Origin of the sequence: Methyloversatilis sp. RAC08 (assembly GCF_001713355.1) — a bacterium.
In the GTDB taxonomy this organism is placed as follows: domain Bacteria; phylum Pseudomonadota; class Gammaproteobacteria; order Burkholderiales; family Rhodocyclaceae; genus Methyloversatilis.
Map to the genome: position 1 here is coordinate 2720966 of NZ_CP016448.1, position 12450 is coordinate 2733415.

Below are 12450 nucleotides of genomic sequence, written 5' to 3' on the forward strand. Positions count from 1 at the left end.
TCAGTCGCCGCGTACGGCGTCGGTATCCGGCGCGTCCATGCGGTGGTACAGCGTCGTGCGCGCGATGCCCAGCAGACGTGCCGCCGCACTGACATTGCCGCGCGCCAGACGCATGGCAGCGTCTATGTAGGCGCTTTCCCATTCGCGCAGCCGGGCGTCGAGCCGGAAGCCGCCGGCGCGCAGCTCGTCGAGTGCGACATCCGACAGCTCGCGCGCCGGTGCGTCGTACAGCGCCGGCCCGGCCGGTGTGTTGCCGGCCGGGTCGAATTCCGCCTGCAGATCGGCCAGTTCCACTTTGCGCCCGGGATACTTGGTCGACAGCCGGATGACGATATTGCGCAGTTCGCGCACGTTGCCGGGAAATCCGTACGCCAGCCAGGCCGCTCGCGCGTCGGCTGACAGCGAAAACGGCAGTCTTTCGAGTTGGGAGCAGAACTGCCCGCGGAAGTGCTCGAGCAGCTGCAGCCGGTCGCTGCCCATGTCGCGCAACGCCGGCAGGGTGATCGTGAATACGCTGAGCCGGTGATACAGATCCGACCGGAAGCGCCCGGCACGGACTTCCTCGCTCAGATCGCGATTGGTGGCCGCGATGATGCGCGCGCTTGAACGACGCAACTGCGTTTCGCCGACCCGCTGGTACTCGCCGTTCTCGAGCACGCGCAGCAGCTTGGCCTGGAGGTCGAGCGGCAATTCGCCGATTTCGTCGAGGAACAGGCTGCCTGACGCGGCCTCCTCGAAATAGCCTGCACGTGCCGTCTGTGCGCCGGTGAACGCGCCGCGCGCATGGCCGAACAGCGTCGGTTCGACCAGACTGGGCGAAATGGCGGCGCAGTTGAGCGCCAGAAAAGGCTGGCCGCCGCGCGTCGTGCCGGCGTGCAGGCAGTTGGCGACAATGTCCTTTCCGGTGCCCGACTCGCCTTCTACCAGCACCGGATACGGCAGGTCGGCGTACTGCACGATCTGCGCACGCAGCCGGATGACCGGCTCGCTGTCTCCGATCAGCGCCGGCAGGTCGGGTGGCGGCGGGCTGCAGGTGTCGGCCAGTTGCCGCAGCAGCGCATGCAGTGCCGCAGGCTGCGCCGGTTTGGACACGAATTCCATGGCGCCGAGGGCACGGGCATGGCGTGCTAGGCCGTCTTCTCCCTGACCGGACAGCACCACGATTCGGGTGTCCGGCGCATGAGCCAACAGGTCGGCGATCAGTGCATAACCTTCATCCGGCCGATGCGGGCAGGGCGGCAGCCCGAGATCGATCAGCGCCAGTTTCGGAGGCGCCGGCTGCTCGCGCAGCCACGCGATGGCCGCACTGCGCGAGGCGCGGCTGGTGACGAGAAAATCCGCCTCGAGCATGAAGCTCAGTGAATCGGCAATCAGCGGATCGTCATCGACGATCAGCAGTCCGGGCCGCGGCGCTTCGGTTCTCGTCGGGCGGTCAGCATTCGCGAAGGTCATGGCCGATGATAGCGCACGCCGATCACGCATCCAGCTGCGTCGCTGCGGCCTGCGGAGTGCCTCTGCTACAATCACGCTCCCTGCCACCTGCATACTCCGTTCTCGTGTCACTGTCCCCACCGGCCGAAGACATCCTGGTCGACCTGAAGAACGTCGACTTTGCCTACGACACGCGGCCCATTCTTTCCGGCATCAATCTGCGCATTCCGCGCGGCAAGCTGGTCGCCATCATGGGCGGCAGCGGCTGCGGGAAGACGACATTGCTGCGCCTGATAGGAGGCCAGCTCAAACCGACGGCGGGCCACCTGACGGTGGACGGTCAGGAGCTTGCACGGCTGTCGCGCCGCGAAATGTATGCCGCCAGGCGGCGCATGGGCATGCTGTTCCAGTTTGGCGCGCTGTTCACCGATCTGAACGTGTTCGACAACGTGGCCTTTCCGTTGCGCGAACACACCGACCTTCCGCCCGACATGATCCGCGACCTGGTCATGACCAAACTGCATGCAGTCGGGTTGCGCGGTGCGTGGAAGCTGATGCCGGCCGAACTGTCCGGAGGCATGGCGCGTCGCGTCGCGCTGGCTCGTGCCGTGGCGCTCGACCCGATGCTCATCATGTACGACGAGCCGTTTGCCGGGCTTGACCCGATTTCCCTTGCCGTGGTTGGCCAGTTGATCCGCCGGCTCAATGACGCGCTTGGAGCAAGTTCGATCATGGTGACGCACGACGTGCACGAATCGCTCGAAATCGTCGACTACCTGTATTTCCTGTCGGCCGGCAAGGTGGTAGCCGAAGGTACGCCGGACGACATTCGCGCCTCGACCGATCCATTCGTGCATCAGTTCGTCAATGCGGAAATCGACGGGCCACTGCCGTTCCATTTCCCGGGCGACGACTACAGGACAACCCTGATGGAGACACACGCATGATCGCGCGGGTGCTGCGCTCGATGGGCGCGCGCACGCTGGACGGACTGTGGCGGCTGGGCTTTGCCAGCCGCTTCTTCGTCGCCGTGCTGATGCGCTCGGGCACGGCCTTTTCGCGCTTCTCGCTGACCATCCGCGAGGTGTTTTCGACCGGCGTGCTGTCGCTGATCATCATCATGGTGTCTGGCTTCTTCGTCGGTCTGGTGCTCGGTCTGCAGGGGTACGAAACGCTGCAGCGCTACGGTTCGAGCGAGGCGCTGGGCATTCTGGTGGCGCTGTCGCTGGTGCGCGAACTGGGGCCGGTGGTCGCCGGGCTGCTGTTCGCCAGCCGCGCAGGTTCGGCGCTGACGGCCGAAATCGGTCTGATGAAGACAACCGAGCAGCTCAAGGCGATGGACATGATGGCGGTCGACCCGATCGCGCGTGTCGTGGCGCCGCGCTTCTGGGGCGGCGTCATTTCGATGCCGCTGCTGGCCGCGCTGTTTTCGATGATGGGCGTGTTCGGTGCCTGGTTCATCGGTGTCGTGTTCATCGGGGTCGACGATGGTGCCTTCTGGTCGCAGATGCAGGCATCGGTCGATTTCCGCTACGACATCGTGAACGGCATCATCAAGAGTGTGGTGTTCGGCTTTGCGGTGTCGCTGATCGCGGTTTTCGAAGGTTACGATTCGGCCCCGACCGCCGAGGGCGTGTCACGCGCGATCACGCGAACTGTTGTCAATTCGGCGCTCACCATACTGGCGCTGGACTTTGTGCTTACATCCTTCATGTTCAGGGGTAACGGATGAACCGTACTGTGCTCGACCTCTGGGTCGGTGTGTTCGTGGCGATCGGCGTGGCCGCGGTGTTGTTTCTGGCACTAAAGGTCGGCAACCTTGCGTCCGCTAACATAGGCGAGACATACAGGCTGCAAGCCAACTTTGATAACATCGGTGGCCTGAAGCCGCGTGCGCCCGTAAAAAGTTCGGGCGTTGTGGTCGGGCGGGTGACGGAAATCACCTTTGATCCCACTCTTTATGTCGCGGTGGTCAAGATGGATGTCGATAAGCGGTATGTTTTCCCGCGTGACACGTTTGCGACCATCCTGACGTCAGGCTTGCTTGGCGAGCAGTACATCGGTTTTGAAGTCGGTGGCGATACGGAAATGCTCGCCGCCGGCGCAACGATAACGAAAACGCAGTCTGCGGTAGTGCTTGAAAAGCTGATAAGTCAGTTCATGTTCAACAAGGCTGCCGAGAGCCCGCAGGCTCCCGAGCAGTGATGTGCGTAATGCATAGCCGGGAAGCTCTCCAGATGACCCATACAAAAAAGCAGACATCGAATATGCGTCCGGTGCTCGCTGCAGCCATCGCTGCAGCGCTGATGACTGGTTGCGCGACCTCGGGCAATCCGAAGGATCCGATCGAAGGGTTCAATCGCGCGATCTTTTCGTTCAACGAAACGGTCGACAAGGCGCTCATCAAGCCCGTCGCGCAGGGCTATGACTACATCACGCCGACGCCTGTCCAGACCGGGGTGTCGAACTTCTTCGGCAACATCGCGGATCTGTGGATCGGTTTCAACAACCTGATCCAGGGCAAGCCGGGCGAAGCACTGTCCGATGTCGGGCGCGTTGTGATCAATACGACCATCGGCATCGTCGGTCTGTTCGACGTGGCCACCGGCATGGGTCTCGAAAAGCACGAGGAAGATTTCGGTCAGACCTTGGGCCGCTGGGGCGTTGGCGATGGCGCGTATGTCGTGCTGCCGATCATCGGACCGCGCACGCTGCGTGATACCGGAGGTTTCCTGGTGGATGTCTGGATCGATCCGGTCGCCAACCACGACCCGGTCTCGGTCCGCAATTCCGCGCTTGCACTGCGTGCCATCGATATGCGCGCCGATTTCCTGAAGGCCGAAAGCGCGATCGAAGCCGCCGCGCTCGACAAGTACGCCTACGTGCGGGATGCATATCTGCAACGTCGCCGCAGCCTGATCTATGACGGAAATGCACCGCGCGAAAGCCCGTTCGCACAGCTCACGCCGAGCGAAAACCTGATGACGATGTTACCGATTGAAGCAACTTGGCGCTTCATGCTTGTCGGCACACCTGCCACCATGGGCGTTGATGCCATGAGTTCGCAGGCTTCGACCGAGCTAGCAGTAGCGTCAAACTGACCGCTTCAGTGCCCCCGGCCAGTCTGGCGGGGCCGTGTGGTCTAGACGGCCTGTCGCGTGGCGACAGGCCTTTTTCATCTGGGAGAACCCATGTTCAAACGCATATTTCAACTGTTTCTGCTGACTTTCGCCCTGAGCGCCAGCGCCCAGGCGAACGTCGCGAAGACGCCCGATACGCTCGTCAAGGAAGTGACCGAAGAGGTGTTGAACACCCTGCGGACCGATGCGGCCATCAAGGCGGGCGACAAGAAGCGCGCGGCAGAACTGGTGGAAACCCAGGTGATCCCTCACTTCAATTTTTCGCGCATGACGCAGCTGGCCATGGGTCGCGAGTGGACGAATGCGTCGGACGAGCAGAAGGGTCAGCTGATCACCGAGTTTCGTACGCTGCTGGTGCGCACCTATTCGAATGCCTTGACCAGCTACAAGAACGAGACGGTTGAATTCGATCCGTTCCGCATGGCGCCCGAGCAGACCGACGTGACGGTCAAGACCAAGGTCGTTCGCGCAGGCGGACGTCCGATCCCGATCGACTATGCGCTCGAGAAGAACGGCGAAGGCTGGAAGGTGTATGACGTCAGCGTCGCGGGTGTCAGTCTTGTGACCAATTATCGCGAAACCTTTGCCGCCGAAATTCGTGCCGGCGGCGTCGACGGTCTCGTCAAGTCCCTGCGCTCCAAGAATTCTCCGCCGGCAGCCGCGGCAAAATGATTGCGCTGGATGGAGATGTACTGCGGGTGACCGGCGCGATGCGCCTGGCCGAGGCGGTCAGTCTGCGCGACGCCGGTCTCGCATTGATCGGATCGGCCAGATCGATCGATCTGTCCGGAGTGAGCGAAGTGGATTCGGCTGCGATCGCCGTACTGCTTGCCTGGGAACGTGCGTCGTCGGGTTCGGCGGGTCCGCTGCCGGTCGTCGGTGCCCCCGAAGGACTGCTCAGCCTGTCCAATCTGTACGAAGTGTCGTCGTTCTGCGGACTTGACGCCGCGTCGTCCGCACGCTGATCGCTGTCATTCCCGGCACCGCCGCGGTGCCCGCCCCGATGCATGTCCATGTCTGATCCTTCCGCCGCCTTGCTGATCGATGGCGTCTGCAAGCGATACGGCTCGCTTCAGGCGCTTGATCATGTATCCCTGAACGTTCGGCAGGGTGAATTCTTCGGCCTGCTCGGCCCGAACGGTGCCGGCAAGACCACGCTGATCTCCCTGCTTGCCGGACTTGGACGCGCCGACTCCGGCGTGATACAGGTAATGGGGCACGACGTCGTTGCCGACTATCGCGATGCACGGCGCAACCTGGGTGTGGTGCCGCAGGAACTCGTATTCGATCCCTTCTTCACAGTGCGCGAAACACTGCGCATCCAGTCCGGCTACTTCGGCTTGCGTCGCAACGATGACTGGATAGACGAAATACTGCATCACCTCGATCTCCACACGAAGGCAGACGTGAACATGCGCGCGCTGTCCGGTGGCATGAAGCGGCGGGTGCTGGTCGCGCAGGCTCTGGTGCACCGGCCGCCGGTCATCGTGCTCGACGAACCGACTGCAGGCGTCGATGTCGAGTTGCGTCAGGGACTGTGGGCCTTTGTGCGCGATCTGAACCGGCAGGGCCACACCATCGTGCTGACCACTCACTATCTGGAAGAAGCGGAAAGTCTGTGCGGGCGCATCGCCATGCTGAAGCAGGGGCGGGTGATTGCACTCGACAATACCGCCGATCTGCTGGCGCGGCCTATCCAGCAGACGCTGCGTCTTCGCCTGCGCGGCGACGTTGCGCTGCCAGTCGATCTGCGCGCCGCGGCGCGCGTGACCGCAGATGGGCGCGTCGCGCTTGCGCTCGACAACGCCGATGCGGTAAGCGCCTGCCTCGCCCGCCTGCACGCAGCTGGCGTCGGGCTGGAAGAGATCGAACTGGTCCGTCCGGATCTGGAAGACGTGTTCATTTCCATCATGCAGGAGGCCGCGTGAGCATCGCGCTGCGTACCCTTCTATATAAGGAGGTGCTGCGCTTCTGGAAGGTCGGCTTCCAGACCGTCGGCGCGCCGGTGCTGACTGCGCTGCTCTACCTGCTGGTGTTTTCGCACGTGCTCGACCGTCAGGTCGAAGTGTACGGTGGCGTGAGCTACACGGCCTTCCTGGTACCCGGTCTGGTGATGATGAGCCTGCTGCAGAACGCGTTCTCCAACAGTTCCTCATCGCTGATCCAGTCGAAGGTGACCGGCAACATCGTATTCGTGCTGCTGCCGCCGATTTCGTATCGCGAGTTCTACGCCGCCTATGTGCTGGCGGCGGTCATCCGCGGGCTGGTGGTCGGCGCCGGCGTCTGGCTGGTGACGCTGTGGTTCGTCGAACTGCCCTATGCGCATCCGCTGTGGATAATTTTTTTCGCCACATTGGGCGGCGCCATACTGGCCAGCCTCGGCGTGATCGCCGGCATCTGGGCCGACAAGTTCGATCAGCTGGCAGCCTTCCAGAATTTCGTCGTGATGCCGCTCACCTTCCTGTCCGGTGTGTTCTACTCCATCCACTCGCTGCCGGCGTTCTGGCAGACGGTGTCGCACGTCAATCCATTTTTCTACATGATCGATGGTTTCCGCTACGGCTTTTTCGGCCAGTCGGATGTTTCGCCGTGGATCAGTGCCCTCGTCGCAGGCGGCAGTTTCGTGGCCTTGACTTATGCCACGCTGAAAATGCTGGCCCGCGGCTACAAATTGAGAAATTGATATGGTTACTCCGCAAAGCATCGAATCCTCCATCACGGCCGGCATCGCCTGTGATCACTGTCAGGTGTCCGGCGACGGCCAGCATTTCGAGGCGGTCATCGTGTCCGCCGAGTTCGACGGTCTGACCCGCATCCGTCGTCACCAGCTCGTCTACGCCGCGCTGGGCGATCGCATGCGTGAGGAAATCCATGCGCTGTCGATGAAGACGCTGACGCCGGCCGAGTGGAAGGCCTGAACGCACGATGGACAAGCTGTTGATCGAAGGCGGCCATCGCCTGCAGGGTGAGGCCGAAATGTCGGGTGCGAAGAATGCGGCGCTGCCGATCCTGTGCGCCGCACTGCTGACACGCGAGCCGCTGACGCTGACCAATGTGCCGCAACTCAACGACATCGGCACCATGCTCAAGCTGCTGGCGCAGATGGGCGTGGCGGTGCAGCGCGACGGTTCCATCGTCACGCTGGACGCATCCGGGCTGGACAATCCGCTGGCGCCGTACGAAATGGTGAAAACCATGCGCGCCTCCATCCTCGTGCTCGGCCCGCTGGTCGCCCGCTGCGGCGAGGCGAAGGTGTCGCTGCCGGGCGGCTGCGCGATCGGCGCGCGACCGGTCGATCAGCACATCAAGGGTCTGACGGCGATGGGCGCCGACATCGCGGTGGAACACGGCTATGTCGTCGCGCGCACGTCGCGCCTGCGTGGCGCACGGCTGTTCACCGACATGGTGACCGTGACCGGTACCGAAAACCTGATGATGGCGGCTGTGCTGGCCGAAGGCGAAACGGTGATCGAGAACGCCGCCCGCGAGCCCGAAGTCGTCGATCTGGCGAACTGTCTGGTCGCCATGGGCGCGCGCATATCAGGCGCCGGCAGCGACGTGATCCGCATTCAGGGCGTCGAGCGCTTGCACGGCGCGACGCATCGCATCATGCCGGACCGCATCGAAACCGGTACCTATCTGTGTGCGGCGGCGGCCACCGGCGGTGAAATCCGTCTGACCGGCACGTCGGCCGCCTATCTCGACGCCGTGGTCGACAAGCTGATGGATGCAGGCTGCGACATCCGCACCGAAAAGTCGCCGTCGTTCGAAGCCATCGTGCTGCGGGCGCCCCAGCGCCTGAAGGCGGTGTCGATCCGCACGGCGCCCTATCCGGCTTTCCCGACCGACATGCAGGCACAGTTCATGGCGATCAATGCGCTGGCCGAAGGCACGTCCATCATCCGCGAAACGATTTTCGAGAACCGCTTCATGCATGCGGTCGAACTGGCCCGGCTGGGCGCGGACATCCGTATCGACGGCAATACTGCGGTGGTGCAGGGCGTGGCGCAGCTCGACGGGGCGACCGTCATGGCGACCGATCTGCGCGCGTCGGCCGGACTGATCATCGCCGGCCTCGTGGCGCGCGGTGAAACCGTGATCGAACGCATCTATCATCTGGATCGCGGCTACGAGCGCATCGAACAGAAACTGACCGCGCTCGGCGCCACCGTCAGACGTTTGTCCTGAGCGCCGCCGAATCACCCATCAAGAGGCACACCGTGCAAGGCATCACCCTCGCCCTGTCCAAGGGTCGCATTTTCGAAGAAACGCTGCCGCTGCTCGCGGCAGCCGGCATCGAACCGACCGATGATCCCGAAACGTCGCGCAAGCTCATTATCGGCACCAACCGGCCGGATGTACGCCTGGTCATCGTGCGCGCGTCGGATACACCGACCTATGTCCAGTACGGCGCGGCCGACATCGGCATCGCCGGCAAGGATGTGCTGCTGGAACACGGCGGCGCCGGCCTGTACCAGCCGATCGACCTGAAGATTGCGTGCTGCCGGCTGAGCGTGGCAACGCAGGCCGGTTTCGACTACGAGCAGGCGGTGCGCCGCGGCGCGCGCCTCAAGGTGGCGACCAAGTATGTGCACACGGCGCGCGAACATTTCGCGGCCAAGGGCGTCCACGTCGACCTGATCAAGCTGTACGGATCGATGGAACTGGCGCCGCTGGTCGGTCTGGCCGACGCCATCGTCGATCTGGTCAGCAGCGGCGGCACGCTGCGTGCGAACAATCTGGTCGAGGTCGAACACATCATGGACATCAGCTCGCGTCTCATCATCAATCAGGCTTCACTGAAGGTGAAGCACGATGCGCTGTCGCCGATACTCGAGGCGATCGCCGGGGCGGTGCAATGAGTACGGCCATCCGACGCATGGATTCCGGCGCGCCGGATTTCATCGAACAGCTCGATGCGCTGCTCGCCTTCGATGCTTCGACCGACGACGCCATCGAAGCGGCCGTGGCCGGCATCCTGCGCGACGTGCGCGCGCGCGGCGACGAAGCCGTACTCGACTGCACGCGCCGCTTCGACCGCCTCAACGCGGCGTCGATGGTCGAACTCGAACTGCCACGCAGCGTGCTCGACGAGGCCTATGCAAGCCTGGGCGACGAGCAGCGTGCGGCGTTGGTGGAGGCGGCCGACCGCGTGCGCCTGTATCACGAGCGCCAGAAGCAGGTGTCGTGGGAATACACCGAAGCCGACGGCACCAAGCTGGGCCAGAAGGTGACGCCGCTTGATCGTGTCGGCCTGTATGTGCCGGGCGGCCGCGCGTCCTACCCCAGTTCGGTGCTGATGAACGCCGTGCCGGCCAAGGTGGCGGGCGTGTCGGAATTGATCATGGTCGTGCCGACGCCGGGTGGCGAGCGCAATGCGCTGGTGCTTGCGGCCGCCGCCATCACCGGGGTCGATCGCGTGTTCACGATAGGGGGCGCCCAGGCGGTCGGAGCGCTAGCCTACGGCACACAAAGCATTCCGCAGGTGGACAAGATCGTCGGTCCGGGCAATGCCTACGTGGCCAGCGCCAAGCGCCGGGTGTTCGGTACGGTCGGCATCGACATGGTGGCCGGTCCGTCCGAGGTGCTGATCATTTCCGATGGCCACGGCAATCCGGACTGGGTGGCGATGGACCTGTTCGCCCAGGCCGAGCATGACGAGCTGGCTCAGTCCATACTGCTGTGCACCGATGCCGCGTTCATCGATCGCGTTCATGCTTCGATCGACCGCATGCTGCCCGGCATGCCACGGCGCGACACCATCACCACGTCCCTCGCCAATCGCGGGGCGCTGATCAAGGTGCGCGACCTGGGCGAGGCGTGCGACATCGCCAACCGGATCGCGCCGGAGCACCTGGAAATCTGCACGGAAACGCCGCGTGATTGGGTGGACCGCATCCGGCACGCGGGCGCGATGTTCCTTGGCCACTACTCGGTCGAGGCACTTGGCGACTACTGCGCCGGCCCGAACCACGTGCTGCCGACCATGCGCAGCGCGCGCTTCTCCAGCCCGCTCGGCGTGTACGACTTCCAGAAGCGCACGTCCATCCTCGAAATTTCCGCTGAAGGCGCGCAGAAGCTTGGTCGCATCGCGTCGGTGCTCGCGCATGGCGAAGGTCTGCAGGCGCACGCTCGTTCGGCGGAAATGCGCCTGAGGGACTGATTCCCCCGACTGCGGTGACTCGGCGTACAGTGGCGCCGGGTCACGCGTCGGCAGGGTAGTCGGCGCGCATCAATGCAGTGATGCGGATGAGGGGAGTGCGCATGCAGCCATCGGAACTGCCGACCGGAGACAGTCCGGCCCGGGGTGATGCACAGGGGCTTCCGTTTCCGGTCGTCCGCGAAGTGGGTTTGTTCGCGCCGTTCGACTGGCTTGCCAAGGGCGCTGCGGATCTAGCAGGCAATCCGGCCGCCAGCATTTTCTATGGCGGCTGCTTCGCCTTCATGGGTGTGCTGCTTTCAGTCGTGTTCAGCCATGCCTATCACCTCACCTCGGCGCTGGTCTGCGGCTTCCTGCTGCTGGGTCCTTTCCTTTCGCTCGGCCTGTACGACCTGTCGCGCCGACGCGAAGCCGGTGAATCTCCCATGCTGGCGCATTCGCTCACCGCTGGCCAGCATAACGCGGGGGCAATCGGCGTATTCGCCGTGGTACTGATCATCATCTTTCTCGTGTGGGCGCGCGCGTCGCTCGTCGTCTTCGCGCTGTTCTATACCTCTGAAATGCCGTCCGTCAGCCGCTTCGTCGAACAGGTGGTCAGCCTGCAGAACGTCGAGTTCCTGATGGCCTATGCGCTGGTCGGCTTCATCTTTGCGTCACTTGTATTCGGTGCCAGTGTGGTCGCCATACCGTTGATGCTGGACCGGCGGCAGGACGCGGTGACTTCGATGCTGGCGAGCCTGATCGCGCTCGGCCGCAACCCCGGCCCGATGCTGGTGTGGGCGGTGCTGATCGTATTGCTGACCGTGGCCGGCTTCACGACGCTGTTCCTCGGCCTGATCGTGCTGATGCCGCTGATCGGGCACGCGACATGGCATGCCTACAGGGCGCTGGTCGAACCGCTGCCAGCGCCCTGAGCTCTCCCGCCCGGCGCGCCGGTGCGTTATCGGCGCAGGCGCGCGGCCACCAGCGCAAGGCCTGCCAACATCATCCAGCCTCCGGACACTTCCGGCACTGGCGACACCGATACCGAAAATGCTGCGAGGTCTGGTTGCGCGCTCGCGTGGTCGCCGTCCGTGAAGCCGGTCCAGTTCGATGCGGCATTGACCAGCAGCCGATAGGCCGCGAAATCCGCTTCGCCGCTGCGCGGCCCGGTGTATTCGGCGAAGTCGGTGCTGGCCGGCAGAATGACGGCGTTGACGCCGGCCTGCAGCCCGGCGGCAGCCAGCGCGATCGTGGCCGCGGCGTTTGCTTCGGACGACACCGCGGCGAGGAAGGTGGTCGGGCTGTTGGCAGCCGTGCCCAGGTAGGCGTACACGGTTTCGGCCGTGCTGCTCAGCGCGCGGCTGCCTGACGAGGTCAGCGTGCCGATCGATGCCGCGCGGCCGGCCTGATCGATCTGGCTGAAGCGGATCACGCTGCCGGCCGAAATAGCTGCCGCGCCGATACTCCAGGTGTGAAAGCCCTCGGCGCTTGAAAATGCGGCGCCGCCCCAGTTGCTGTCCGTGAAGTAGATCGTGCTGTCGGCAGCCAGTTCGGCCAGGGCGACGATCGCCCAGCCGTCTTCATCGGTATTCAGTGCGGTGAACGCAATGTCACCGGTACTCAGTGCGAATGTGTGCTGCGCCGACAGGCACAGCGAGACAGCCAGAAGCTTGCGTGCTGACAACATGGGACTCTCCTCGGGAAATGTGACGAACCGCCCCGGTGGGGGGCGGATTT

General features: G+C 63.9%; 15 protein-coding genes. 13 read left to right on the forward strand and 2 right to left on the reverse strand.

Annotated elements, in window-relative coordinates; translation table 11 throughout:
• Entirely contained in the window at window positions 1-1452 is a 1452-nt protein-coding gene (locus BSY238_RS12460; RefSeq protein ID WP_069039420.1) for a sigma-54-dependent transcriptional regulator, read from the reverse strand.
• 104 nt (window positions 1453-1556) lie between these two features.
• On the opposite strand from BSY238_RS12460, the gene BSY238_RS12465 reads away from it, so the two are divergent.
• The 13 genes from BSY238_RS12465 (at window position 1557) to BSY238_RS12525 (ending at window position 11645) form a co-directional block, all read left to right on the forward strand.
• Window positions 1557-2378, forward strand: a complete 822-nt coding sequence (locus BSY238_RS12465) for an ABC transporter ATP-binding protein (protein WP_069039421.1) — start codon at window positions 1557-1559, stop codon at window positions 2376-2378.
• Window positions 2375-3163: a lipid asymmetry maintenance ABC transporter permease subunit MlaE gene (mlaE, locus tag BSY238_RS12470; RefSeq protein WP_069039422.1), complete on the forward strand. Its 789-nt coding sequence runs from the start codon at window positions 2375-2377 to the stop codon at window positions 3161-3163. The genes BSY238_RS12465 and mlaE overlap by 4 nt, the downstream gene beginning before the upstream one ends.
• The gene (gene mlaD / locus BSY238_RS12475) at window positions 3160-3636 is read left to right on the forward strand and encodes an outer membrane lipid asymmetry maintenance protein MlaD (protein WP_069039423.1); all 477 of its coding nucleotides are present in this window, start codon (window positions 3160-3162) and stop codon (window positions 3634-3636) included. Before mlaE ends, mlaD begins: the two co-directional genes overlap by 4 nt.
• A 32-nt stretch (window positions 3637-3668) precedes the next feature.
• Window positions 3669-4532, forward strand: a complete 864-nt coding sequence (locus tag BSY238_RS12480; RefSeq protein WP_069039424.1) for an MlaA family lipoprotein — start codon at window positions 3669-3671, stop codon at window positions 4530-4532.
• Between the two features lie 90 nt (window positions 4533-4622).
• Window positions 4623-5243: an MlaC/ttg2D family ABC transporter substrate-binding protein gene (locus tag BSY238_RS12485; protein WP_069039425.1), complete on the forward strand. Its 621-nt coding sequence runs from the start codon at window positions 4623-4625 to the stop codon at window positions 5241-5243.
• Window positions 5240-5536, forward strand: a complete 297-nt coding sequence (locus tag BSY238_RS12490) for an STAS domain-containing protein (RefSeq protein WP_069039426.1) — start codon at window positions 5240-5242, stop codon at window positions 5534-5536. The genes BSY238_RS12485 and BSY238_RS12490 overlap by 4 nt, the downstream gene beginning before the upstream one ends.
• 48 nt (window positions 5537-5584) lie before the next feature.
• Complete coding sequence (locus BSY238_RS12495; protein ID WP_069040657.1) at window positions 5585-6499, forward strand: ABC transporter ATP-binding protein; 915 nt, start codon at window positions 5585-5587, stop codon at window positions 6497-6499.
• Window positions 6496-7254: an ABC transporter permease gene (locus tag BSY238_RS12500; protein WP_069039427.1), complete on the forward strand. Its 759-nt coding sequence runs from the start codon at window positions 6496-6498 to the stop codon at window positions 7252-7254. Before BSY238_RS12495 ends, BSY238_RS12500 begins: the two co-directional genes overlap by 4 nt.
• A 1-nt stretch (window position 7255) precedes the next feature.
• The gene (locus BSY238_RS12505; protein WP_069039428.1) at window positions 7256-7489 is read left to right on the forward strand and encodes a BolA family protein; all 234 of its coding nucleotides are present in this window, start codon (window positions 7256-7258) and stop codon (window positions 7487-7489) included.
• Window positions 7490-7496: 7 nt separating this feature from the next.
• Entirely contained in the window at window positions 7497-8759 is a 1263-nt protein-coding gene (murA, locus tag BSY238_RS12510) for a UDP-N-acetylglucosamine 1-carboxyvinyltransferase (RefSeq protein ID WP_069039429.1), read from the forward strand.
• A 32-nt stretch (window positions 8760-8791) separates the two neighbouring features.
• The gene (hisG, locus tag BSY238_RS12515; RefSeq protein ID WP_069039430.1) at window positions 8792-9433 is read left to right on the forward strand and encodes an ATP phosphoribosyltransferase; all 642 of its coding nucleotides are present in this window, start codon (window positions 8792-8794) and stop codon (window positions 9431-9433) included.
• Window positions 9430-10734: a histidinol dehydrogenase gene (gene hisD, locus BSY238_RS12520; protein WP_069039431.1), complete on the forward strand. Its 1305-nt coding sequence runs from the start codon at window positions 9430-9432 to the stop codon at window positions 10732-10734. The genes hisG and hisD overlap by 4 nt, the downstream gene beginning before the upstream one ends.
• A 101-nt stretch (window positions 10735-10835) precedes the next feature.
• A complete protein-coding gene (locus tag BSY238_RS12525; protein ID WP_069039432.1) occupies window positions 10836-11645 on the forward strand; it encodes a DUF2189 domain-containing protein in 810 nt (269 codons plus the stop codon).
• Window positions 11646-11671: 26 nt separating this feature from the next.
• Here the strand turns inward: BSY238_RS12525 and BSY238_RS12530 are convergent, their stop codons facing one another.
• A complete protein-coding gene (locus BSY238_RS12530) occupies window positions 11672-12400 on the reverse strand; it encodes a hypothetical protein (protein ID WP_069039433.1) in 729 nt (242 codons plus the stop codon).
• Window positions 12401-12450 lie beyond the last annotated feature (50 nt).